Genomic DNA, 23529 nt, shown 5'->3' on the forward strand with positions numbered 1-23529 from the left:
ATACTGGCATACCGCGGCGTCTGCTTCGCCGGCAAGCCTGGCTCCTACGTGTTGTGCGGTTGTGGGAGCGGCTTTCTGTAGGTGCGGGGAGAGAGAGGCTTTTTTGCTGAAACCACTGTTTGATGACTACCTGAAACGCTGGGACCTGACCATCGACGGAGAGGCGTTCGTCTCGCTGAACGGCAACCTGTTGCCAGTCCGCCAGCACGGTGTGCCAGCCATTCTGAAGATTTCGCACGAGCCGGAAGAACAGGCAGGTAACCTGCTGATGTCCTGGTGGGACGGAGAGGGCGCGGCGCCGGTGCTGGCCCATGAACGTGGGGCCTTGCTGATGAAGCGTGCGCAAGGCTCGGCCTCGCTAATACAAATGGTCAACGACGGCCGGGATGCTGAGGCCACACGTATCCTTTGTGCGGTAGCTGCCCGCCTTCATGCACCACGCGCCAAACCGATTCCCGAGCTGGTTCCACTTGCGCAATGGTTCGAAGCGCTAGGGCCAGCCGCCGCCGTTCATGGCGGCATCCTTGAGCACAGTGCAAACGCTGCCAGCGAGTTGTTGGCGACTGCGCGCGACGTTGTCGTACTGCACGGCGACATTCATCACGGCAATGTGCTGGATTTCGATGCATCCGGGTGGCTCGCGATTGATCCCAAAGGGCTGTATGGCGAGCGAGGATTCGACTACGCGAACATCCTTTGCAATCCCGACAAAGCCAGTGCGCTTGCCCCGGGAGCCTTCGCGCGGCGGATCGAAATCATCGTCGCAGCTTCTGGTATTGATCGGCGACGACTTTTGCAGTGGGTGCTCGCCTGGGCGGGGCTGTCGGCAGCCTGGATGCTTGAAGACCACGCCGAACCAGGCAGCAGGCTCGAGGTGGCCAGACTGGCAGCGTCGGCACTGCGCACAGACGCCTGCGCATCGCCATGAGTCTTTGAAAACCACATCGTCTGTTTGGGTGATAAGCCGCTGCGGCCGCGCTTGTACCATGGAGCCCGGACACACGGGCCGGTACCACTCAAGGAGACGCCATGACCGCCATCGATCAACTGGAAGCGCGTTTGCGCACGCTTGAAGACGCCGAGGCAATTCGTCGGCTGAAGGCGCGCTATCTGGCCTGTTGCGACCAGAAAAATCCGCAGGGCATGCGCGACTGTTTCGCGCCAGGCCCGGTGCATATCGACTACGGTCGCATCGGTGTTTTCGAAGATCGCGACCAGCTGGTGGCAATTTTCGAAGCACTGGGCTGCCACCCTCACGTGGTCGAGATGCACCACGGCGTCAACCCGCAGATCGATGTGCTTGATGACACGCACGCCCGCGGTACCTGGGGCCTGCATTACCAGATGATCGACACCCGCGAGCGCGTCATTACGCAACTCGGTGCAACCTATGAGGACGCGTACCGCAAGGTCGATGGCCAGTGGAAAATCAGCGCCACGCGCTGCGTTGTGACCTCTACGCTGGTAGCGAGCTACCAAGACACCGTACCCGGCGTGCGCTTTGCCGGGATTCAGCCGAGCGCCGTACTGGAGGACGCAAATGAATAACCCGCACAGCAAAACCGTTGCCGTCGTCACTGGCGCCTCGCGCGGTGCCGGCAAAGGCATCGCCCTCGCACTCGGCGCGGCAGGGGCGACGGTCTACGTCACAGGCCGCTCTCAGCACGAGGGCGACGCACCGCTGCCAGGCACGATCCACGCAACTGCGCGCGAGATCGACGCGTTAGGCGGCAAGGGCATCGCCGTGGCCTGTGACCATGCCGATGACACGCAGGTGCGTAGCCTGTTCGAACGGGTAGAACGCGAAAGCGGGCGGCTCGACATCCTGGTCAACAACGCGACGTTTCTGCACGACCAACTGATCGAGCCCGGCCCGTTCTGGGAGAAGTCACTCGACCTGGTCAACATCCTCGACGTCGGTTTGCGTTCGGCTTATGTAGCGAGCTGGTATGCGGCGCCGCTGATGGCCAGGCAGCGCGGCGGGCTGATTGCCTTTACCTCTTCATTCGGCGCGAACTGCTACATGCACGGCGCGGCGTATGGCGCGCAAAAGGCCGGGGTCGACAAGTTCGCCAAGGACATGGCCGTGGACCTGCGCCCCTACGACGTCGCGGCGGTGTCCATCTGGATGGGCCCGTTGCGCACCGAGCGCACCACACGCGCACTGGAAGACCACCCGGAGCGCTACGAGGAGTTTTCGTTCGTCATGGAAAGCCCGGAGTTCACCGGCAAGGTCATTCACGCGCTGTATGCCGACCCCAACCGCATGACGCAATCGGGGCAGGTGCTGATCGGCGCGGAAGCGGCCTTGGCATACGGCATTGTCGACCTGGACGGCAAACAGCCGCCGTCCTATCGCGAAATGCTCGGTAGCCCGGTGCAGGCACACCCGGCGATTGTCGAGTAGCGAAGCGCCCGGCAATTCACACTCACGCCTGATCCATCGCCTCGGCCACACCCCGGTCCTCACCGAGAAACCCGCCACTCTGGTGGTGCCACAGCTGCGCATAGATACCGTTTTTGGCCAGCAACTCGGTGTGGGTGCCTTGTTCGATAATGCGCCCCTCATCCATGACAATCAGCCGGTCCATTGCCGCAATGGTCGACAGCCGGTGGGCAATGGCAATCACGGTTTTGCCTTGCATCATCTCGTCGAGGCTTTCCTGAATGGCCACTTCGACTTCGGAGTCCAGCGCGCTGGTCGCCTCGTCAAGCAGCAGGATCGGGGCGTTCTTGAGCATCACCCGGGCAATCGCGACGCGCTGGCGCTGGCCGCCCGACAGCTTGATACCGCGCTCACCCACCAGGGTGTCGTAGCCGGTGTGGCCCTGGCGGTCGCTGAGCTGGCTGATGAACTCATCGGCCTGGGCACTGGCGGCCGCACTGCGCACTTGAGCGTCGGTAGCATCGGGGCGGCCGTAGGCAATGTTGTCGCGGATGGAGCGGTGCAACAGCGATGTGTCCTGGGTGACCATGCCGATGGCGCTGCGCAGGCTGTCTTGCGTCACGTGGGCAATATCCTGGCCGTCGATGCGGATCTGCCCGCTGTCGACATCGTAGAAACGTAGCAGCAGGTTGATGAGCGTGGATTTGCCCGCGCCGGAGCGACCGACCAGACCGATTTTTTCACCCGGGCGGATGTTCAGGCTCAGGCCATCGAGCACCTGGCGTTCGCCACTGTAGTTGAAGCTGACATTGTCGAACGTCACTGCGCCGCCGGTGGTCACCAGCACGCCGGCATCCGGTGCATCCTTGACCTTGGGGCCGCGGGTGAGGGTGGCCATGCCATCCTGCACGGTGCCGATGCTCTCGAACAGCGAGGTCATCTGCCACATGATCCAGTGCGACATGCCATTGATCCGCAACGCCATGGCGGTAATGGCCGCCACCGCACCAGCACCGACCTCGCCCTGATGCCACAGCCACAGGGCATAGCCCCCCGCAGCCATGATCAACGCGACCACCAGGGCCTGGTTGACGATCTCGAACTGGCTGACCAGGCGCATCTGGCGAAAGCCGGTTTGCTTGAAGTCTTCCATCGCGGCGCGGGCGAAATGCGCTTCACGGTTGGAGTGGGAGAACAGCTTCACCGTGGTGATATTGGTGTAGGCGTCGGAGATCCGCCCGGTCATCATCGAGCGCGCATTGGCCTGTTCCTGCCCGACCTTGCCCAGGCGCGGCACGAAATACAGCATCGCCAACCCGAACAATGCGACCCAGATCACGAAAGGCAGCATCAGCTTCAGTGCGAAACCACCCGCCAGGGCGATGATTGCAATGAAGTACACGCCGATCCCGGGAGCGATCTCGATCAGGGTAAACAGCAGGTCGCGCACCGCCAGCGCCGTCTGCATGACTTTGGTGGTCACCCGGCCGGAAAACTCATCGGAAAAGAACGAAAGGCTTTGCCGCAGCATCAAGCGGTGGAAGTCCCAGCGCAGCCGCAACGGCAAGTTAATCGCCAATATCTGGTGCTGCACCATGGTTCGCAACGCCACCAGCCCGACGCTGCACACCATGACGATACCCATGCCCCACAACACGCGGCTTTCCTGGGCCGCGGCTTCGCCACCGGCTTGCCAGGTGGCGAGCAGGTCGACGACCTGCCCAAGGAACGAGAACAGCCAGGCTTCGTAGATCGACACGCTGGCGCTCAGCAGCGCAAAAGCAAGAATGTAGCCGCGCGCCCCCCGCGTGCACGCCCACAGGAACCGGGCCAGGCCCAGGGGCGGTGGCGGAACCTCGTCAGGCGGGAAGGGGTCGAGCCTTCGCTCAAATGCTCCAAGCATGGTGATCTCCAGAACGGTCAAATTGTGCAGATTCTGCCACTGAACGGTTGCTTTGAGGGATTTGTGAGCGGCAGCCGTGGTGCTGTTGGCTTGTCGGCTACGCTTACTCTCACCCAGCCGCGCAACCCTGTACCGCAAAAGCTCGGCAAGCGAGGCAAAGATGGCGATGCTAAAGAAAATGCTCGCAATGACTGCACTGTTACTGACGGTGCCGTTCGCCAGTGCCCGTGACGACCTGATCGCCATCGACATACTTATCCAGCCTGACGCGAAAATGGTCGAAGCCGCCAAACAATGGAATGGCAGGATGCGCGAGCAAAGCCCGGAAGGTTTCGAGCTGGATGCGGAGCACGCCCCACATATCACCTTGCTTCAGCTGTACATTGCGCAAACCGACCTGCCTAAGGTTGTAGCGGCCGTTGACGGCGTGAAGTCCGCATTCGAACTTGATCGCCTCCAGATGGCCGCAATAGGGCTTTACCATATCGCCAACGGCAATATTGGCCTGGCGGGTATCGTCATCCAGCCAACCGAACGTTTGCGCATGTTGCAGCGGGCGATGATCGATGCCACAGGCCAGTATTCGGTCAAGGGTGGCGACGCCTCGGCCTTCGTTCCCGACGCCACCGGCGCTGCCTTTCCCCCTGCATTGTTCGAGTACGTCGACACGTTTGTCCCCAAACAGACTGGTGATAACTACAACCCGCACGTGACGATTGGCGTCGCGCCGATCGATTGGCTCAAGGAACTTGAGATGCAGCCATTCGAGGGGTTTAGCTTTGGCGTCAAGAACATTGCGATCTATCAGCTCGGCAATTACGGCACGGCTTCAAAACGTCTGGATAGCGCCCCATGAATGGCCGACAACGCTGTCCTGAACGCCAGCAGCCCGTACGTCAACGAAGGTGGTAAGGCCGGTTACAAGGAGGGGCACGAGGGGTATAACTACCAGAACAACGGGCGGAGCACCCGCAATGGGTTGTCCGGGGTCCGTGCCTGATCGGCGCCTGCGGCGGGGCGCGGAGCGATGTGATGAATTCCAGAGCATGGCGATGGGGTCGCAAGAGCCTCCTGGGCGGCACGGCGCTGGCCTTGCTGGTCGCGCCATTGTGTGCCAGCGCCATGTTCAAGTGCCAAACCAGCGACGGAACCATCAGCTACACCAGCCAGGCCATCGCCAGCGCCCGCTGCACCCGCGAGAAAGGCACGGCGGGCGCCGCTGCCGGCGCCCAGGCCATGGCCCAGCCCCGGATTGTGCATGGCGACGACCCAGGCGCGGTACGGGTGCGAGTGTTCACCTTCATGCACCGTGGCGTTCGACAATATGTAAGCCGGCGCCCGGTCGGGATCTCTGCACGGGTCGATGTCCTTGATCTCTATTACATCAAGGACTGCTACCTGTGCATGGCGCCGAAGGACTTCAAGGTGTCCACGTTGCGCCTGGACACTCAATCCTATCGGCGCGAAATCGAAGCTGCTGCACTTTTATACGGTGTCGACAGGGCGCTGGTGCGCGCTGTGATACATGCCGAATCGGCGTTTCGCCCCAACGCCATTTCCATCGCCGGTGCCCAGGGGCTGATGCAGTTGATGCCCGCCACCGCCGAGCGCTTCGCCGTGGACGATCCGTTCGATGCACGGCAGAACATACGTGGCGGCGTGCGCTACCTGGCCTGGCTGCTCAAGCGCTTCAACGGCAACCAGATGCTGGCGTTGGCGGGTTACAACGCCGGCGAAGCATCGGTGGTCGAGTACAACGGGGTGCCGCCCTACGCCGAGACGCAAACCTACGTCACCCGCGTGCAGTCCTTGACCGAGCGCTATCGCAACCAGCGCTAGTATCTTGGGATGCATGCTCGCGTCCTCCAAGCGCATCGAACAGCGACGTCAGGTTTACACCGAACTCGCTAAGCTGTTCGTCCGTTACAGGCGACTTGATGACTTCACAGGTCATTGAGCGCCCGCGAACCTGCCACTACCGTGCGAAGAAACCCAACCAAGGAAAGGACCATGGTACTTCGCCTCATTGCGCTGACATTGCTGGTGCTCTTTTCGGTGTATACCGGCTGGACGATGCTTAATGCCGAGCAATCGTTGGTGGCCTTCGGGCTAGAGCTGATTTCCCGACCAGACACGGCCCAGGTGGTTATCGACTTGTACCTGATGGCGGCGCTGGCCTGCATCTGGATGGCGAGGGATAACCGCGCACGGGGCAATGCTGCGATTTCCGTGCTGCCCTACCTGCTGCTAACAGCGCTGTTTGTGTCCATCGGGCCGCTGTTGTACCTCGTCGTCAACGGTTTCGAGCGGGAGCGCCAAGCATGACCAGTGCGTTGACCGTCTACGCGCTTTGCGTGGTTGTGCTGGTGCTCAAAATGTTTGCGCTCTCCTGTTACCAGGGCTTCTTCCGCCTGCGCTACAAAGCCTTCACGAACAGGGAGGACGCTGCTGTGTTCAATCGCGCGCCTCGTGAGACGGAGCTTACGCAAGTGGCGCGCGCGGCGCGGGCCTGGGCCAACGACCTGGAAAGCATCCCGGCATTCTTCGCCCTGGGTGGGCTGGCCATCGCCGTGAGTGCACCGGCGTCGATTACGGCAGGGTTGAGCGTTGTGTTTACCTGCGCCAGAGTTCTGCACACGTTGGTCTACCTGAAGGGCGTACAGCCTTGGCGCACTGTTTTCTATGGTGTCGGGATCCTGTGTCTGTTGGGATTGTGTGCGACGGTCACCATGGCGCTGAAAACGACTACAGGTCGCCTTGAGTGGCCTTTTGGCAATCACGGTTAATACTTCTCTCTATACGCGGGCGTGTGGCTGGTGGCACGGGTCGCGGGGAGGTGTGACGTGAACAAGCTATCGATTGTGGGTGCCGGAATAGTAGGAGAGGCGGCGGCTCAGGTCATCGCCCGGGACGAGTTCTGTCGTGAACTGATGCTGATTGATGTGCAGGGTGAGCTGGCACAGGGCAAGGCGCTGGACATCTGGCAGGCGGCGGTTGAGTCCGGTTCCGATACCCGGGTGTACGGCGGGTCCAAAGCCGAATTGCTGCAGGACTCCGACCTGGTGGTGATTACGGCGGGTGTGCCGCGCAAGCCGGGCCAGTCGCGTCAGGATGTGTTGAGTATCAACCTGCCGATTCTCGACGGCATCATGCGCGATATCAAACGACACGCGCCGGCGGCGACGGTACTGGTGGTGTCGAACCCGGTCGACGTATTGACCTACCGGGCCTGGAGCCTCAGCGGGCTGGGGCGAAGCAAGGTGTTCGGGCAGGCGGGAGTGCTGGATACCGCGCGCATGAAGTGCTTCATTGCCGAGGAGACCGGTTTTTCGGCGCGGGACATCACCGCGCTGGTGCTGGGCGGGCATGGCGACAGCATGGTGCCGCTGATGCGCTACTGTGCGGTCGGTTCGGTACCGCTCTCGCACTTTTTGTCCGATGAGCAGATAGAGCGGATTGTGCAGCGCACACGACAGGGCGGCGGCGAGATTCTCGGCTTGAAGAAGGTCGGCAGCGCCTGCGATGCGCCGGGTGTGGCGATTGCGCAGATGGTCGATGCCATCGCCAATGGCCGCAACAGCATTTTGCCGACGGTGGCGATTCTCGAAGGCGAGTACGGGCGCACCGATATCGCCATGGGGGTTCCCTGCGTGCTGGCAGCCGAGGGGCTGGCGCGGGTGATCGAGATGCCGCTGGATGCGCAGGAGCAGGCGATGTTCGACCGTTCTGCCGATCAGGTGGCGCGGGACATTGCTGAAATGAAGGCGCTGTGAGCGGGGCTCAATGAGGCCTGCAGCTCTTTACGAAACAACATTGAGCCCGTTATAAACCGAACCGACAGGCTCGCTGAACGCCCCACCCGGAAGCGCTTTTGATATCGGCCACACCATCGGAAGCAGCCGGCCCATTCGGGTGTAGCGCAACTCAAGCACGTGCCATACCTGATTAGCACCGTTTGAGCGTAACTTTGTTATCCGACGTACTGGTAATCTTGTAATTGCCCCTTAGCTTCTTCAGTACGCCAAGGCTTCTCACGGAAACGGCCATGGAAACAGCGGCCGTTGTTGCTGCAGCCCCTAATACGCTCAGGGCTGCGCTAGACCCGGCCGCCGCCGCGATGCCAGCAACGGGAGTGGCAGCGCCGCCTGTGCCCAGTGTTGCAATGACGCCATAAAAGACGATGCCGATCGAGCCGATCGCAACCGCCCATGCAACGGTGCCTGTAGCCTTGATTCGAACCGTTTTTTTCGCGAGATCGCCTTCAATTTCAATGGTGTCTTCATTGCGGTTTACAGCGTCGGCCAGTTCTTTTTCGGTTTTTACAGTCATCACTTTTCCTTAGACTTTTTATTGCCAGCAATAACAAATCCGGCGATCAGGAAAAGAATGATGACCGGCGGAAACGCCACGCACAAAGCAATAGCGCCAATTAATAGTGCGCCACCAATAATCACCCCTATCATTTCCCCTAAAAGCGGAAGCAACAGCTTGAAAACGATCACAGCTACAATAATTGCAGCTATTGCAACAATAATCATGTGCGCCCTTATGTATTTGAGTTTAATGATGTGGCGCGCCAGCCTGCGCCAAGCCCCCGCCATTTTGTTGGCTTATCGGCCGTCTCCCACCATTCTTTAGTGAAGGCATGTCCGGCCACCGGTCGTCCCTTCATACGTTCGTACCTGGCGACAACCACGCGATGTTCGGCTTGCAGCGCCTGAGAAACTATTGCAAATCGCCGCCTGTTCACACGACAATGCGAGTCATTATCACTCGCGAATTGTTCCCTGTTCATGTCCGCTAACGATCTCTCCCTGCGCAGCGCCGTCACTGACCTGTACTGCGACCATCACGGCTGGCTCAACGGCTGGCTGCGCAAGCGCCTGGGCAACGCGTTCGATGCTGCAGACCTGACTCAGGACACCTTCGTTCGGGTACTGAAGGCGCGTACCGCGCTGGACATTCGTGAGCCGCGTCCCTACCTGTCGCGGATTGCCAAGGGCTTGCTGATCGACCTGTTCCGCCGGCGCTCACTGGAGCAGGCCTACCTGGAAGCGCTGGCGATCATGCCTGAAAGTGTGCAGCCCTCGCTGGAGGAACAGGCGATTTACCTTCAAGCCCTGGTTGAAATAGATCGCCTGCTGCAAGGGTTGGGCAACACAGTCAGGCAGACCTTCCTGCTTTCCCAGTTCGATGGCCTGACCTACCCGCAAATTGCCGAGCGCCTGAATATCAGCGTGCGTACGGTCAACAACCACATGGCCAAGGCCATGGAGCATTGCTGCCTGATGCAGTTGCAACAGGCATGAGCCTTTCACCCGCCGAGTTGAAAGCCATCAGCGCCGCTGCCCAGTGGTACGCCCGGCTTCGCTCAGGTATCGTCAGCGATTCGGACCGCGCGGCCTGGACCGATTGGCTGGCTGCCGACCCTGCCCACCGCCAGGCCTGGCAGCGTATCGCCGGCGTCGCTGAACAGATGGCGAGCGTACCCGGTACCCTCGCTGCACCGGCATTGCGCGGCACCGACCGATCCCGGCGCCAGGTGTTGCGCAGCGTGGTGGTGCTTGCCTCCGTTGGCTCGCTCGGCTGGCTGGGCTGGCGCAGTGACACCTCCCAGGACCTGTTCGCCGATTTTCGTACCGCTGTGGGCGAGCGCCGCGCGTTCCGTCTGGCCGATGGCAGTTCATTGCTGCTCAACACCGACACCTCGGTGAACCTGCGCTTCGACGGCCGGCAACGCACCCTCGAACTGTTGCGTGGCGAGATACGGGTGAGCACCGCCGTCGATCCCTTGCAGCGGCCATTCAAGGTACGCACCGCGCAGGCCGAGGTACTGGCCCTTGGCACGCGCTTTATCGTGCGCGCCGAAGGGCAGGGCGGCGGGGTCGCGGTGCTTGAGAAAGCCGTTGAAGTGCGTGCGCCGGGTAGCGACCTGGCAGTGCGCCTGGTAGCAGGCCAGTCGGTAAGCTTCGACCGCCATTCAGTGGGCGCCGTACAGCACAGCGATGCCTCGGTGGGCGCCTGGGAGCATGGCAGCATCATTGCCATCGACCGCCCGTTGGCCGACTTGCTGGCCGACCTTTCGCGCTATCGCAGCGGCGTGCTGCGCTGTGATCCGCGCATCGCCGGGCTGAAGGTTTCCGGTGCGTTCCCCATCGATGATACCGACCGGGCGCTGGCGGCCCTGGAAAGCGGGTTGTCGCTGCGCATCACGCGCTACAGCCGTTATTGGGTCAACGTGTCGGCTGGCGCGCCGGCACCGGGCTGAAAATAAATTTCATTCGCTTGCACTTTTCACAGGCGTCATTCGGCTCATCCCCCAGTGAGTTTTCTTTGAGTGTTGTTGGGGGAGGGTAAGCATGTTTCAGGTGTACAAAACGGGGCGTCTGGCGACGGCAGTGAAGGCCGGGTTGCTGGCAACAGGGATGGTCGGCGTCTGGTCCACGGCAGCGCTGGCGGCGCAGGTGCCTGCGCAACAGCAGCAGGCGGTGAAAGCCTTCGACATTCCCGCCGGCAGCCTGACCGAAGTGCTCAGCCGTTTCGCCAGTGCGGCGGGTGCCGCCATTTCCTTTGATGCACGCCAGATCGACGGCGTGAAATCTCCGGGCCTGCAAGGTCAGTACGGCATCAACGAAGGCTTTGCGCGGATTCTGCTGGGCAGCGGGCTGCAAGCCGAACCCCAGGCCAACGGCACCTATGTACTGCGGCCAGTCGTGGCTGCGGGCTCGGCGCTGGAGCTGGGCGCTACCAACATCGATGGCCAGGTGCTGGGTGCGACCACCGAATACAGTGGCTCGTACACCACCGGGGCGGTCACCATCGGCAAGGGCGAGCACTCGCTCAGGGAAACACCGCAGTCGGTCACGGTGATGACGCGCAAGATGCTCGATGACCAGAACCTGAACACCATCGATCAGGTCATGGAAAAGACGCCGGGCATCACCGTCTACGACTCGACCATGGGGGGCAAGTACTTCTACTCGCGCGGCTTTCGCATGTCGGGCCAGTACCAGTACGACGGCGTGCCGCTGGACATGGGCAACCTCTACGTTCAGGCCGACAGTTTCAGCGGCGACATGGCCTACTATGACCGCGTTGAAATCCTGCGGGGCGCTGCGGGCATGATGAAAGGTGCTGGCGGTACTGCCGGAGGCGTGAACTTCGTGCGCAAACGCGGCCAGGCCACCGCACACACCGACATCACCTTGTCCGGTGGCACTTGGGACAACTACCGCGGGCAAGTCGACACGGGTGGCCCGCTGAACGAGACGGGTACGCTGCGCGGACGCGCCGTGGTCGCCGAGCAGAGCCGGCATTACGCGATTGACGACGCCAACCGCAAAGACCAGGTGTACTACGGCGCCCTCGACGCCGACCTGAGCCCCGACACCACCGTCGGCGTCGGCCTTGCCTATGAAGACGTGGATGCCAACCCGTGCTGGGGCGGCCTGCCGCGTTACCGCGATGGCAGCGACATCAAGCTCAGCCGCTCGACCTGCCTAGATCCCTCGTGGAACACCTGGCGCAGTCAGCGCACCACAGTCTTCGGTGATGTGAACCACCGCATCAACGACGACTGGGCACTGAAGGTTGCCGGCGTCTATACCAAGAACACCCAGGACATCAAATACGCCTTCGCCTCCGGCGCCGTGACGCCTGGCATCAATACCACCGGCATGCTCGGCAGCATGTATGACTACGACCAGGTCGACTATGGCCTGGATGCGTATGTGGACGGCAAGTTCGAGGGCTTTGGCCAGCAACATGAACTCGTGTTGGGCGCCAACGCCAGTCGCTCGAAAAAGGATGACTTCTACTCGGTGGCCTTCTTGGCGCAACGGCAGAACGTGTTCAACCCTGACAAACATATTCCCGAGCCGGATGACAGCTACTTCATCGACAACGCGTCTCGTGGTGGGCCGGTCAATACCGTGATCAAGCAGAAGGGCGTCTACTCGACCCTGCGGTTGAAACTGGCGGACCCGCTGACGGTTGTCGTCGGTGGCCGGGTGAGCTGGTACAACGCCGATACCGATTCAGTGTTCATCAATTCGGGTACTTCGGAGCACTCCAGCACCACCGAGAGCGGGCAGGTCACGCCGTTTGCCGGTGTGCTGCTGGACCTGAACGAAAACCTGACCGCCTACGCCAGCTATTCGGACATTTTCACCCCGCAAGGCAACTACCGCTCCGAAGACGGTTCGGCACTCAAGCCGCTGGTTGGCCAGAGCTATGAGCTGGGGATCAAGGGTGCCTGGTTTGACGGGCGGCTGAACAGCGCCTTCAACCTGTTCCGGACAATCCAGAAGGACCAGGCCCAGACCGACTTCAATTCTTCCTGCCCTTCGTCCGACGGTTACTGCTATGTCAACTCTGGCAAGGTGCGCGCCCAGGGTTTCGAGGCCGAGATCAGTGGTGAGGTGATCGAACGCTTGCAACTGCTGGCGGGGTACACCTACACCCAGACCAAAACCCTGGAGGACCTCGACAGCAGCCTGAATGGTGCAGCCTTCAACAGCTATGTACCGCGGCACGTGTTGCGCCTGTGGGGCGACTACGCACTGAGCGGGCCGCTCGAGCGCTTCACGCTGGGTGCTGGCGTCAGTGCGCAAAGCGACAACTTCCGCGTGTCACCGGCCACGGGCGAGAAAATCAGTCAGGCGGGTTATGCGGTGTGGAACGGCCGCATCGGCTACCGCATCGACGAAACCTGGTCGGTTGCGCTCAACGGCAACAACCTGTTCGACAAGCGCTACTACGCCACCATCGGTACCGAGAACTTCGGTAACTACTACGGTGACCCACGCAACTTCATGGTGTCGGTAAAGGCGAGCTTCTGATTGGCGGTTCACGACGTAGGAGCCAGGCTTGCCGGCGAACCAGGCACCGCGGTGCCCCTGATGCACCGCGTCATCGTTTTCGCGGGCAAGCCACGCTCCTACAGGTGGTGTCGACGTAGGAGCCAGGCTTGCCGGCGAACCAGGCACCGCGGTGCGCCTGATCCACCGCGTCATCGTTTTTCGCGGGCAAGCCACGCTCCTACAGGTTGGGGTGCAGCGCTAACGTCACGGAGATAGAACAAAGGTCAGTTTCATTGCCTGAGGCCTGTCGCCTGAGTAGAATGCGATTAATTATCAATCATATTCTTTCCGGGATGCCGATGCGCAGCGACGACACACTAGGTATTGCAGATCTAGGGCTGCTCTATCGCACCCACCACTCCTGGTTGCACGGCTGGCTAAGCCGACGCACCGGATGCCGCGAAAATGCGGCAGATCTGGCTCAGGACACCTTCGTACGTCTGCTCAAATCCCGTCAGTCCAGCCCGTTGCGCGAACCGCGTGCCTACCTGAGCAGCATCGCCCGTGGTCTGATGATCGATCAGTACCGTCGTCGCGAACTCGAACGTGCCTACCTGGAGAGCGTCTCGTTACTGCCTCAACAAGAGGTGCCCTCGGAAGAAAGCCGGCTGCTGATTCTGGATGCGCTCGAACGTATAGATCGCATGCTCGATATGCTCAAACCGCGAGTTCGCCAGGCATTTCTATTGGCTCAGCTCGACGGTTTGACCTGCCCGCAAATTGCCGAAAAGCTGGGTGTTTCCCGCGCGACGGTGGAACGCGACCTGGCCAAGGCCCTGCAGCACTGCTATCGCTTGCGTTATGTCGAAGGTTGAGCCTCAGGCGCTGGATCCGGCCGTTGTCGACCAGGCCATTCACTGGCAGGTCTGCCTGCGCTTCAATCAGGCCGATGAGCAAACCCGGCGCACGTTCGAGCACTGGTTGCAGCAGCGCCCGGAGCATGTGCTGGCGTGGCAGCGTCTGGAAGCACTCGGGGATGAGTTCGCCGGCATTCCAGCGCAATTGGCCCGGCACACCCTCTACGGCACAAACCATGGCATGCGTCGACGGGAAAGCCTGAAACTACTGGGCCTGTTGGCCACTGTTGGCGGAGCAGCGTGGCTCGGCCGCGATTACACACCGCTGCCGGCCATGCTTGCACAGCAGAGCAGCAGCACCGGCGAGCAACGCAGCTTCCAGCTCGATGATGGCAGCCTTGTCCAGCTCAATAGCGACAGCGCTGTCGACAGCGATTTCGACGCACAACGACGCCTGATCATTCTGCGGCGCGGTGAAATCATCGTGAATGTCGGCACGGATGAAAACCGGGCGCAACCCCGACCCTTCTGGGTACAGACACGCGACGGGGTCATGCGCGCCCAGAGTCCCCGCTTCCTGGCGCGCGAGCGTGACGACGGCACCTTGCTCGCGGTTCAAGGGGGGGCAGTTACGGTGTTTCCAGGATCCGGTCAAACCCTTGCCGATGGCAGCAGCAGCGTCCAGGCCAGTGATCAGCTGCTGTTCACATCAAGCGGTGCCCGTGAGTTCCGGGATAACGGCCTTGACCTATGGAGTTGGAGTGACGGGGTGATCAGCGCGCGCAATATGCGCCTGGGTGATTTCATTGTGGAGTTGTCGCGCTATCGCCCGGGTGTGTTGCGATGCGCCGAAGCGGTTGCTGGTCGTCGCGTTTCCGGCACCTTTCAGCTCGCCGACAACGATCAGGTGCTGGCATTGGTCGCGCAGTCACTGCACTTGCGCGTTGATTATCGAACCCGTTTTTGGGTGACATTGAGCGCCACCAGCTGAGTTCTCGTGCACCTTGTGCCTACCTGAAAAAATAATGAGGTGATTTCTCATTCTCGTTCGACCTGTAAGGAAAGCCCACAGACAGGCCTCCCTGCCGAACCCCTTACACGGAGCGAGAAAATGAGTTCGTCCCCGGTTTCACAGCGCCATCCTTTGAATCGTGCCTTACGCGGTGCGCTCTTGGGGTTGATCGTCAGCAGCTACGCACTGCCGTCGCTGGCGCAATCTGCGAGCGCTGACCAGAGTAACCAGCTCCGGCAATGGAACATCACTGCCGGACCACTGGCGCCGGCGCTCGACCGTTTTGCGCGCGAAGCCGGCATCAGTCTTTCCTTCGATGCATCGAGCGTAGCCAACCGCACGACGCAGGGTGTCAATGGCACGTTCGAAACCTCGGCAGCACTGTCAGCGTTGTTGCAGGGCAGCGAGTTGCAAAGCGAGCAGCAAGGCCCGAATGCGTACCTGCTAATACCGCAACAAAAACCCGCCGGCCCGCTTGAACTGGACGCCACCGACGTCGAGGACTACCGCCTGGCGCCGCTTATCATCAATGCCAAGGTCAAGGTCAATGCCGACGACGACACCAACTCGGTAGTCGCCAAAGAACTCTGGGTTGGCGGCAAAGTGGCGACCAGCATTCTCAACACACCGGCATCCGTGTCGGTTGTTACCCGCAAGGAAATGGAACAACGCAGTGTCAGTACCACGGAAGAGGCGCTGCAATACACCCCGGGTGTGGTCAGCGACTTTTATGGTACGGACGATCGCAACGACTATTTCCAGATCCGCGGCTTCCAGGCCACCACCTACCGCGACGGCTTGACCCTGAGTTCGATGCGCGGCGTCCGCGAAGACCCGTTCGCCTATGAGCGCATCGAGATTCTACGGGGTGCCAACTCCACACTGTTCGGCCCGGCGGACCCGGGTGGTTCGGTGAACTTCGTGACCAAACAGCCGCGCTTCGAGCAGTTTGGCCAAGGCTACGTGACCTACGGTTCCTTCAACCATATCGAGACAGGCATTGATGTCGGCGATGCGCTGAACGACGAAAAAACCGTGGCCGGCCGCTTTACTGCCAAAGGGCAGAACAGCGACCGTGAGTATGACCATTCGCAGGACGACAACCAGTTGTTTATGGGGGGGCTGACCTGGGCGCCGACCGATTACACGTCGGCGACAATGGTGCTGGACTACCTCAAAACCGAAAGCTCGCCTAACAGCGGTGGCTATCCGCTGGACAAGGAATACGACCGCAGCGACTTTTATGGTGAGCCCAGCTACAACTTTCACGATGTCGAGCGTACCAGCCTCAGCGGCAACATCACCCACGATTTCGACAACGGTTTCGTGCTGCGCAGCAACCTGCGCTACAGCGAGTTGAGCGATGACTATGGCTACGTTTACCTGAGCGATAACGCCTCGCGCGTCGGCACCACGATTCCGCGCTATCTGTTGGGCACCGACAGTGACGCCAACCAGTTCAACGGCAACCTGATGCTGCAATACGATGCCCGCTTCGAGCATATCGACAGCAGTACCTTGGTAGGCGTGGAGTATCTCGATTCGTCGACCAAAGAACGTTCGGTGTACGACCTCGCGTCACCCATCGACATTGCCAATCCGGTGTTCACCGGCGTTTCAAGTGCGCTCACGCCGTATACCGGGAAAAAGAACGATGCGACGAACAAGGCTGTATTCCTCCAGCAGAACCTGTCGTTCTACGAGCGCTTTATCGTCACCGCCGGTATGCGCAACGACTCCATGGAATTGTCCAGCAAGGGCTACAACCTGTACTCCAGCCCGGTGCAGTTTGATGATAACGACAACTTTTCCGAAACCTCCTACCGCGGTGCGTTGACCTACATCGTCAACGATGAGGTTTCTACCTATGTGAGCATGGTGGAATCCGTCTCGCCACCCCAGGTCGGCGTTACACCGCAGACGGGCCGGCAGTACGAAGTGGGCGTGAAGTACTCGCCGATGGAGATTGACGCTCTGTTCTCTGCAGCTGTTTATGACCTGACCCAGGAAAACGTCACCATCGCCGTGGTGCTACCGAGCGGCATCATTGAACAGCAGACGGTGGGCGAGTCACGGGTACGCGGTCTCGACCTGGAGGCCAAAGCGCAAGTCACGCAGAACCTCAGCCTGATTGGTGGCTACTCCTACATGGAGTCCGAAGTACTGCGTGGTTCGTTGTACGACGGCAGCTCCCTCAAGGGCAATGAGTTCACCACGGCACCGAAGCATTCCGCTTCGCTGTGGAGTTACTACGATGTGCCCGGCACCGACGTGAGTGTTGGCCTGGGTGCACGCTATGTCGGCGCCTACTACCTGGACGCCGCCAACACCGGCAAAACCGATGGCACGACGTTGTTCGACGCCGCCTTCAACTACCAGATCGCCAAAGGCACTGACCTGGCGGTAAACGTCAGCAACCTGCTGGATGAGCAACACGTGGTCGGTTCCGGCACGGCGAACTATTACAACCCGGGACGCGAGATTACCGCCAAGGTGAGTTACAGCTGGTAAGCCATGGTGCAGGCGCAAAGCACGGCCGTTTGAATTAGCGGCCTGGTTGAAAATGAAGACGTCCCATCTTACAAACAAGAACTATTCTTTCGGGCTATCAACATGAACGCGAACGTAGTTTGTACGCCTAAATGCAGGAGCAACACGGATGAAATCCCGTTCTTGGCTCATTCTGATCTCGCTTGGCGCGCTACCACATCTCGCCGTGGCTGCCGATACCGCTGCTACGTGGCCCGATCGAACCGTTCTACCCATTCCGCTTTCGCCGTTCGCGGGCAAAATCGGCAAGGACTACACCCAGTCCCAGGAAGCCTGGCAGCAGGTACCCACGGCTCCCAAGGACGCCCCCAATGTGCTGATCATCCTGCTCGATGACGTGGGTTTCGGGCAAAGCAGCACCTTCGGCGGGCTGATCCCCACGCCTAACCTGGACAAGCTCGCCTCTGAAGGCCTGCGCTTCAACCGCTTCCATACCACGGGCATCTGTGGGCCTTCGCGGGCGGCCCTGCTGACGGGGCGCAACCATCACGACGCCGGCAACGGCTTCCTGATGGAGTGGGCCACCGGCCTGCCGAACTACAGCACCCTTATCCAGCGTGACACCGCCACCATCGGCGAGATTCTCAAAGATAACGGCTATAGCACCTCCTGGTTCGGCAAGAACCACAACACGCCGGACTGGGAGTCCTCGGCCGCGGGCCCTTTTGACCGCTGGCCGACCGGCCTGGGCTTTGAATACTTCTATGGTTTCAATGCCGGGGAAACCAATCAGTACTACCCCGTCTTGTTCGAAAACACCACGGCCGTGGAACCGGCCACGCAACCCGAGCAGGGCTATCACCTGATGACGGACATGACCGACAGGGCCATTTCCAGGCTGCGCTACACCAAGAGTGTGGCCCCGGAAAAGCCCTACTTCATGTACTTCGCCCCAGGTGCCATGCATGCACCGCATCAGGTGGCCAAGGAGTGGCGTGACAAGTTCAAGGGCCAGTTCGACATGGGCTGGGAGAAATACAGGGAGATGGTTTTCAAGCGCCAGCTGGAGATGGGCATCGTTCCGCCGGACACCAAGCTGACACCAAGGCCTGACTGGGTACCGGCCTGGGACAGCCTCTCTGCCGACCAGAAAAAGCTCTACACGCGCCTGATGGAAAACTACGCCGGGTACTTCGCGTTCGCCGATCACGAGATCGGCCGCCTGCTCGACGCCGTCAAGACCGTGCCCGGTGCCGAGAACACCCTCATCATGTACGTGGTCGGTGACAACGGCGCCTCGGCCGAGGGCGGGCCCGACGGCACTATCAACGAGATCAAGTCGCTCAATGGCGAGAAGACCACCATTGAACAGACCCTCAAGTACTACGACGAGATCGGCGGGCCCACCACCGAGGCTCACTATCCGGTAGGTTGGGCCTGGGCGGGAAATACACCGTTCCAGTGGGTCAAGCAGGTTGCCTCTCACCTGGGCGGTACCCGCAACCCGATGGTGGTGTCGTGGCCCGCCAGGATCAAACCCGATCCCAAGCCCCGGGACCAGTTCGTTCATCTGGTCGATGTTGTGCCGACGCTCCTCGATGCTGCCCACCTGCCGATGCCGGTGAGCGTCAACGGTGTCCAGCAGAAGCCGCTGGCGGGGGCGTCCTTCCTGAATGTGTTCAGTGATGCCAAAGCGCCGTCGCCACGCACCGAGCAATACTTCGAAGTGCTGTCCAACCGGTCCATCTTCGCCGATGGCTGGAAGGCCAATGCCCAGCACACGCTGCCCTGGCGGCAGGACCTGGCGCCCGGCAAATGGGACGAAGACAAGTGGGAGCTGTACAACCTGGACAAGGACTTCAGCGAAGCCAACGACCTGGCCGCGCAGATGCCGGACAAGGTCAAGGAAATGAAGGCCAAGTTCGACGAGCAGGCCACCCGCTACAGTGTCTACCCGCTGGATGACCGCGGTGCGGCGCGTCTTCGGGTGCCCAAGCCCGGGGTCCCCGGCTCAACCCCCGGTGCGACGCAGTTCACGTACTACGCTGGCGCGACCCGCCTGGCCGAGTCCGCCGCGCCCAACATGAAAAACCGCTCGTGGAAAGTCACCGCGCAGATCGATACCCACAGTGATGCGGACAGCGGCGTCATCATGGCGATAGGGGGCGTATCGGCGGGCATGTCGCTGTACCTCGACAAGGGCAAGCCCGTGTTCCACTACAACTGGTTCGAAGAAAACCGCTACAGCGTGGCCTCCACTCAGGCCGTCCCCAAAGGCAAGAGTACCGTGGAGCTGGACTTCGCCTACGACGGCGATGGCGCGGGCAAGGGCGGCACCGCCACGATACTCATCGATGGCAAGAAGGTCGCCGAAGGCCGGGTCGAGAAAACCGTGGCAGGACGTTTTGGCATCGACACCTTCGGAATTGGCGAGGACAGTGGCCAACCCGTGGTCAACACGTACAAACCGCCCTTCAGGTTCGAAGGTGATATCGCCAAGGTCGTGATCGACCTGAAGTGACCCAGGAGGAGTGCATGGGAGTAAGGACGCGACGCGTGGGACTCTGGCTGGTACTGCTGTTGCCGGTAGGGGCTGGCCTTTCCTACGCCGGGTACCAACACTGGCGGGGGCCGGCGCCGTTGACCGTGGGGGACGGGCAATCCGGCCCCCTGAACATGGTCTGGATTCCCGCCGGCGAGTTTCTCATGGGCAGCAACCATGACAAGGCGCTGCCCAATGAGCGCCCGGCGCACAAGGTGCGGGTCGACGGCTACTGGGTAGACCGCTACGACGTCACCAACGCCGACTTTGCACGGTTCGTCGAACAGACAGGCTATGTCACCACGGCGGAGCGCAAGCCTGAATGGGAAGACCTGAAGGTGCAATTGCCCCCCGGCACGCCAAGGCCGGACGACAGCCTGCTGGTCCCCGGGGCGATGGTTTTCGTCGGTAGCGACCGCCCCGTGCCGCTGGATGACTTCAGCCAGTGGTGGGCGTTTGTGCCGGGTGCCAGCTGGCGACACCCCACCGGCCCGCAAAGCTCGATCGAAGGCAAAGAACTGCACCCGGTCGTGCAGGTGTCCTATGCCGATGTGCAGGCCTACGCCCACTGGGCGAACAAGCGGCTGCTCACCGAGGCCGAATGGGAATACGCCGCCCGCGGTGGGCTCGAGCAGGCCACTTACGCCTGGGGCAACGAGTTTGCGCCCGGGGGCGAGCGAATGACCAATACCTGGATTGAGGAGCAACCCTTTCCGGTGACCAGCGCCAGCACGCTGTTCAAGATTGGCACCAAGCCTGTCGCCAGTTACCGGCCCAACGCCTACGGTCTCTACGACATGTCCGGGAACGTCTGGCAGTGGGTCGCCGACTGGTACCGCAGTGATGCCTTCAAGGCCGTTGCCGGGCGTTCGGACGGAGGGGTAACGATCAACCCGATTGGGCCTGCCAGCAGTTATGACGCCGCATCAGCCGCCGTCAATGCTCCCCAGCGGGTCATCCGGGGTGGTTCATTCCTGTGCAGCGACAGCTATTGCACCAGCTTTCGCACCAGCGCCAGGCAAGGCTCCGACCCTGCCAATCCGATGTCCCATCTCGGGTTCCGCCTGGCGATGAGCAATGCACAGTGGGAAGCGTCGAACTGAACCCACTTTCAGGCTTGAACATCGCCGGGTGTTGGCAACCTGGCGTTACCGGCTCATCAAGTACCGGGCGACAGCGTCGTAGGCGGGCAGGGTCGTCGCATCATTCGCCGCGTTGGCGGCGGTCGGGTGGCTGGCGAATCGCGCGATCACCACTTCGGCTTTGGGGTCAACATACAGCGACTGGCCAAAGACACCCCGGGCCATGAAGGCACCATGCTCGTTATGGGTGTGCCACCACATGGCGTGGTAGCTCCAGCCCGCCAGCTGCGGGTAGCCCGCCTTGGCGAAGTCCTCTTTGCTGGCACCGCGACGAATGTCATCGATGGCCGCTTTTGGCAGGATCTGCTGGCCGTTATAGCGCCCATCGTTGCGGATCATTTCTCCAAACCGGGCCAGGTCACGCAGCCCGGCATTAAGGCCGCCGCCAGCAAACGGCGTACCGGTGGAGTCGACTGTCATATAAGCGTCCTGCTCCGCCCCGAGTTTGCTCCAGATACGCTCGGAAAGCAGTTGTGCAACGTTTTTACCACTCACCCTCGCCAACACCCAACCCAGTGCGTCGGTATTGACCGTGCGGTAATGAAACGCCTCGCCGTGAGCCCCTTCTGGCTGCACAGTTTGCAGGTACTCATGGTATGAACGCGGCCCGGTGTAGTCTTTCGGCTTTGGCAGCGGGTTGCCGGCGGCGGCATGTGCCCAGACGTCAGCCTTCGGGTCGGCATAGTTCTCGCTGAAGCGTATGCCTGTGGTCATGTCCATCAGCTGGCGTACCGTCGCACTGCCAAACGCCGACTTGCCTAGCTCGGGTACGTACTCCACTACCTTGCGTTCAGGGTCGAGCGTGCCTTCGGCCACCATCATCGCCGCCAGCGTGCCGACAAACGTCTTGGTCACCGACATCGCTGCATGCTGGCCATCCGGTTTCAGCGCGCCGAAAAAGCGTTCATACACCACGCGGCCTTTGTGCAGCACGACGATACCATCGGTGTAGTTCACCAGCAGCGAGTCGCGCCAGGTCATCGGGCGCTCACTGCCCGTTGGAACAAAGCTCACCTCATCGATACCCGGCTGCAGCGCACGCACAAGCGTGCCGGGTGCGCCAAGGCCACGCGAGACGTTGGTTGTCGGCATCAACTCCCTGAAGTGCGCGACACTCCAGCGCATCTGCGGAAACTGAAAATAGCTGCCGTCCTCGAAACGAATCATGCGCTCCGGTGGTGGTGGCGAACCGACCATCCAGCCCATTGTTGCCGGGTCGCTTTCCAGTGCATCGAGGGGCGGTGAGCTACTGAATGCGGCGCTCGGCATCAGCATTGCCAGCACTGCAAAAACCAGGGGAACAGGTACAACGCGTTGCATCCGACCAGGCTTCATAGCTCAACTCCCTTTTGATTGATCTTCACCATGGTAACCCGTGGTCACATGCTCAAAACACGGCCGTTTGGATTAGGACCGTGGATGAAAATGAAGCGTGTTTTAGTCCTGTCGGACGATGTTCTCTTGCGGGATAAAGAATCTTCTTGCTGCGGCGACTCGCCGGACGGGCGAGCACGATTCCTGTTCAATGGAGAGGAAGTGATATGTCGTACATATTGACCGGTTTTGAGGGCAAGGTCGCGGTCGTTACCGGTGCAGGCCGAATGCGCAGCATCGGCCGACCGATTGCGCTGGCATTGGCCAAGGCGGGGTGTGACATCGTGTTGACCGGCACGGGGCGGCCTGCGGAGCAGTATCCGGAGGATGAACGCGCGGTGAACTGGCGGGATATCGAGTCGGTGGCCGACGAAGTTCGCCGGCTCGGTCGGCGCGCCTTGCCGGTGGTGTCCGATGTCAGCAGCCCGGAGGCGGTGGAGGCGTTACTGGAGCGGGTGGTAGCCGAATTCGGTCGAGTGGACTTTCTGGTGAACAACGCAGGCGCAACGCGCGGCGGTGATCGCGTGCCGGCAACGCAGATGTCGATCGAAACCTGGCAACGGGTGATGAACACCAACCTGAACGGTACGTTTTACATGTCCCGGGCGTTTGCCAGGCGCATGGGGGAACAGGGGGAGGGGGGCGCAATCATCAATATTTCGTCGCTGGCGGCGCAACTGCTGGCCCCCGATACCAGCGCCTACGCCACCACGAAAGTCGCCATCAACGGGCTGACGACCATCATGGCGCGGGAACTGGGGCCAAAGAAAATCCGGGTCAACGTCGTTGCCCCCGGGATCGTCGAGACGAGCCGCCTGGACGACGTACCGCGGGGTAAGGTATGGGATGACATGGTGGCGGCCTACATCTCGCTGGGGCGCGCAGGTACGGGCGACGATATCGCGCACCTGGTCACGTTCCTGTGCAGTGATCAAGGTGAGTGGATCACCGGGCAGAACATCTACGTTGACGGCGGGCATCTGCCAACGCCTCGACGTCAGTGAGCCTTTCAAGGTGAGCCA

At 61.1% G+C, this 23529-nt stretch carries 21 protein-coding genes; 17 read left to right on the top strand and 4 right to left on the bottom strand.

From position 1 onward, the window contains the following. Positions 1-103 precede the first annotated feature (103 nt). From I5S59_RS01060 to I5S59_RS01070, 3 genes are all read left to right on the top strand, one after another. Entirely contained in the window at positions 104-928 is an 825-nt protein-coding gene (locus I5S59_RS01060) for an aminoglycoside phosphotransferase family protein (protein ID WP_232239508.1), read from the top strand. A 101-nt stretch (positions 929-1029) separates the two neighbouring features. After that, a complete protein-coding gene (locus I5S59_RS01065) occupies positions 1030-1548 on the top strand; it encodes a nuclear transport factor 2 family protein (protein ID WP_197874997.1) in 519 nt (172 codons plus the stop codon). Next, positions 1541-2407, top strand: a complete 867-nt coding sequence (locus I5S59_RS01070; RefSeq protein ID WP_197874998.1) for an SDR family NAD(P)-dependent oxidoreductase — start codon at positions 1541-1543, stop codon at positions 2405-2407. Before I5S59_RS01065 ends, I5S59_RS01070 begins: the two co-directional genes overlap by 8 nt. Positions 2408-2429: 22 nt before the next feature. Here the strand turns inward: I5S59_RS01070 and I5S59_RS01075 are convergent, their stop codons facing one another. After that, entirely contained in the window at positions 2430-4289 is a 1860-nt protein-coding gene (locus tag I5S59_RS01075; protein WP_197874999.1) for an ABC transporter ATP-binding protein, read from the bottom strand. A gap of 160 nt (positions 4290-4449) precedes the next feature. Here I5S59_RS01075 and I5S59_RS01080 point away from each other — a divergent pair, with 160 nt between their 5' ends. The 5 genes from I5S59_RS01080 (at position 4450) to I5S59_RS01100 (ending at position 8062) form a co-directional block, all read left to right on the top strand. Beyond that, the gene (locus tag I5S59_RS01080; protein ID WP_197875000.1) at positions 4450-5145 is read left to right on the top strand and encodes a 2'-5' RNA ligase family protein; all 696 of its coding nucleotides are present in this window, start codon (positions 4450-4452) and stop codon (positions 5143-5145) included. A 176-nt stretch (positions 5146-5321) separates the two neighbouring features. After that, positions 5322-6128: a lytic transglycosylase domain-containing protein gene (locus I5S59_RS01085; protein ID WP_197875001.1), complete on the top strand. Its 807-nt coding sequence runs from the start codon at positions 5322-5324 to the stop codon at positions 6126-6128. A 171-nt stretch (positions 6129-6299) separates the two neighbouring features. After that, positions 6300-6614, top strand: a complete 315-nt coding sequence (locus I5S59_RS01090; RefSeq protein ID WP_197875002.1) for a DUF2834 domain-containing protein — start codon at positions 6300-6302, stop codon at positions 6612-6614. Continuing rightward, on the top strand, positions 6611-7075 hold the full coding sequence (locus I5S59_RS01095; protein ID WP_197875003.1) for an MAPEG family protein: 465 nt from the start codon (positions 6611-6613) through the stop codon (positions 7073-7075). Before I5S59_RS01090 ends, I5S59_RS01095 begins: the two co-directional genes overlap by 4 nt. A gap of 57 nt (positions 7076-7132) precedes the next feature. Further along, positions 7133-8062 carry a malate dehydrogenase gene (locus I5S59_RS01100; protein WP_197875004.1) on the top strand — a complete coding sequence of 310 codons (930 nt, stop codon included), beginning with the start codon at positions 7133-7135 and terminating at the stop codon, positions 8060-8062. Between the two features lie 172 nt (positions 8063-8234). Here I5S59_RS01100 and I5S59_RS01105 read toward each other — a convergent pair whose 3' ends face one another. Together I5S59_RS01105 and I5S59_RS01110 are read right to left on the bottom strand one after the other, a co-directional pair. Continuing rightward, entirely contained in the window at positions 8235-8618 is a 384-nt protein-coding gene (locus I5S59_RS01105; protein ID WP_197875005.1) for a hypothetical protein, read from the bottom strand. Continuing rightward, positions 8618-8827 (bottom strand): hypothetical protein, encoded by a 210-nt coding sequence (locus tag I5S59_RS01110; protein WP_197875006.1) that lies wholly within the window; start codon positions 8825-8827, stop codon positions 8618-8620. The genes I5S59_RS01105 and I5S59_RS01110 overlap by 1 nt, the downstream gene beginning before the upstream one ends. Positions 8828-9082: 255 nt before the next feature. Here I5S59_RS01110 and I5S59_RS01115 point away from each other — a divergent pair, with 255 nt between their 5' ends. The 8 genes from I5S59_RS01115 to I5S59_RS01150 all read left to right on the top strand — a co-directional run bounded on the left by I5S59_RS01115 (position 9083) and on the right by I5S59_RS01150 (position 21094). Then, positions 9083-9598 (top strand): sigma-70 family RNA polymerase sigma factor, encoded by a 516-nt coding sequence (locus I5S59_RS01115; RefSeq protein WP_197875007.1) that lies wholly within the window; start codon positions 9083-9085, stop codon positions 9596-9598. Continuing rightward, entirely contained in the window at positions 9595-10557 is a 963-nt protein-coding gene (locus I5S59_RS01120; protein WP_197875008.1) for a FecR domain-containing protein, read from the top strand. The genes I5S59_RS01115 and I5S59_RS01120 overlap by 4 nt, the downstream gene beginning before the upstream one ends. Before the next feature lie 91 nt (positions 10558-10648). Then, on the top strand, positions 10649-13129 hold the full coding sequence (locus tag I5S59_RS01125; protein WP_197875009.1) for a TonB-dependent siderophore receptor: 2481 nt from the start codon (positions 10649-10651) through the stop codon (positions 13127-13129). 320 nt (positions 13130-13449) lie between these two features. After that, positions 13450-13965, top strand: a complete 516-nt coding sequence (locus tag I5S59_RS01130) for a sigma-70 family RNA polymerase sigma factor (protein ID WP_197875010.1) — start codon at positions 13450-13452, stop codon at positions 13963-13965. Next, entirely contained in the window at positions 13952-14938 is a 987-nt protein-coding gene (locus I5S59_RS01135; RefSeq protein WP_197875011.1) for a FecR domain-containing protein, read from the top strand. Before I5S59_RS01130 ends, I5S59_RS01135 begins: the two co-directional genes overlap by 14 nt. Positions 14939-15058: 120 nt before the next feature. Then, a complete protein-coding gene (locus tag I5S59_RS01140; RefSeq protein ID WP_197875012.1) occupies positions 15059-17470 on the top strand; it encodes a TonB-dependent siderophore receptor in 2412 nt (803 codons plus the stop codon). Positions 17471-17618: 148 nt separating this feature from the next. Beyond that, positions 17619-19970 (top strand): arylsulfatase, encoded by a 2352-nt coding sequence (locus tag I5S59_RS01145; RefSeq protein ID WP_197875013.1) that lies wholly within the window; start codon positions 17619-17621, stop codon positions 19968-19970. Positions 19971-20005: 35 nt separating this feature from the next. Beyond that, positions 20006-21094, top strand: coding sequence for a formylglycine-generating enzyme family protein (locus I5S59_RS01150; RefSeq protein WP_197875014.1), 1089 nt, complete (start codon positions 20006-20008; stop codon positions 21092-21094). A 45-nt stretch (positions 21095-21139) separates the two neighbouring features. On the opposite strand, the gene I5S59_RS01155 is transcribed toward I5S59_RS01150, so the two are convergent. Further along, positions 21140-22408, bottom strand: a complete 1269-nt coding sequence (locus I5S59_RS01155; protein WP_232239531.1) for a serine hydrolase domain-containing protein — start codon at positions 22406-22408, stop codon at positions 21140-21142. Positions 22409-22674: 266 nt separating this feature from the next. On the opposite strand from I5S59_RS01155, the gene I5S59_RS01160 reads away from it, so the two are divergent. Beyond that, positions 22675-23511: an SDR family NAD(P)-dependent oxidoreductase gene (locus I5S59_RS01160; RefSeq protein WP_197875015.1), complete on the top strand. Its 837-nt coding sequence runs from the start codon at positions 22675-22677 to the stop codon at positions 23509-23511. Positions 23512-23529 lie beyond the last annotated feature (18 nt).

Source organism: Pseudomonas alkylphenolica (assembly GCF_016009175.1).
Taxonomy (GTDB): domain Bacteria; phylum Pseudomonadota; class Gammaproteobacteria; order Pseudomonadales; family Pseudomonadaceae; genus Aquipseudomonas; species Aquipseudomonas alkylphenolica_B.

Bases quoted from the DNA above. Each gene is read 5' to 3' on its own strand.
- I5S59_RS01065 (WP_197874997.1), top strand. From the start codon at position 1,030: ATGACCGCCATCGATCAACTGGAAGCGCGTTTGCGCACGCTTGAAGAC.
- I5S59_RS01070 (WP_197874998.1), top strand. From the start codon at position 1,541: ATGAATAACCCGCACAGCAAAACCGTTGCCGTCGTCACTGGCGCCTCG.
- I5S59_RS01075 (WP_197874999.1), bottom strand. From the start codon at position 4,289: ATGCTTGGAGCATTTGAGCGAAGGCTCGACCCCTTCCCGCCTGACGAG.
- I5S59_RS01080 (WP_197875000.1), top strand. From the start codon at position 4,450: ATGGCGATGCTAAAGAAAATGCTCGCAATGACTGCACTGTTACTGACG.
- I5S59_RS01085 (WP_197875001.1), top strand. From the start codon at position 5,322: ATGAATTCCAGAGCATGGCGATGGGGTCGCAAGAGCCTCCTGGGCGGC.
- I5S59_RS01090 (WP_197875002.1), top strand. From the start codon at position 6,300: ATGGTACTTCGCCTCATTGCGCTGACATTGCTGGTGCTCTTTTCGGTG.
- I5S59_RS01095 (WP_197875003.1), top strand. From the start codon at position 6,611: ATGACCAGTGCGTTGACCGTCTACGCGCTTTGCGTGGTTGTGCTGGTG.
- I5S59_RS01105 (WP_197875005.1), bottom strand. From the start codon at position 8,618: ATGACTGTAAAAACCGAAAAAGAACTGGCCGACGCTGTAAACCGCAAT.
- I5S59_RS01110 (WP_197875006.1), bottom strand. From the start codon at position 8,827: ATGATTATTGTTGCAATAGCTGCAATTATTGTAGCTGTGATCGTTTTC.
- I5S59_RS01115 (WP_197875007.1), top strand. From the start codon at position 9,083: ATGTCCGCTAACGATCTCTCCCTGCGCAGCGCCGTCACTGACCTGTAC.
- I5S59_RS01120 (WP_197875008.1), top strand. From the start codon at position 9,595: ATGAGCCTTTCACCCGCCGAGTTGAAAGCCATCAGCGCCGCTGCCCAG.
- I5S59_RS01125 (WP_197875009.1), top strand. From the start codon at position 10,649: ATGTTTCAGGTGTACAAAACGGGGCGTCTGGCGACGGCAGTGAAGGCC.
- I5S59_RS01130 (WP_197875010.1), top strand. From the start codon at position 13,450: ATGCGCAGCGACGACACACTAGGTATTGCAGATCTAGGGCTGCTCTAT.
- I5S59_RS01135 (WP_197875011.1), top strand. From the start codon at position 13,952: ATGTCGAAGGTTGAGCCTCAGGCGCTGGATCCGGCCGTTGTCGACCAG.
- I5S59_RS01140 (WP_197875012.1), top strand. From the start codon at position 15,059: ATGAGTTCGTCCCCGGTTTCACAGCGCCATCCTTTGAATCGTGCCTTA.
- I5S59_RS01145 (WP_197875013.1), top strand. From the start codon at position 17,619: ATGAAATCCCGTTCTTGGCTCATTCTGATCTCGCTTGGCGCGCTACCA.
- I5S59_RS01155 (WP_232239531.1), bottom strand. From the start codon at position 22,408: ATGCTGATGCCGAGCGCCGCATTCAGTAGCTCACCGCCCCTCGATGCA.
- I5S59_RS01160 (WP_197875015.1), top strand. From the start codon at position 22,675: ATGTCGTACATATTGACCGGTTTTGAGGGCAAGGTCGCGGTCGTTACC.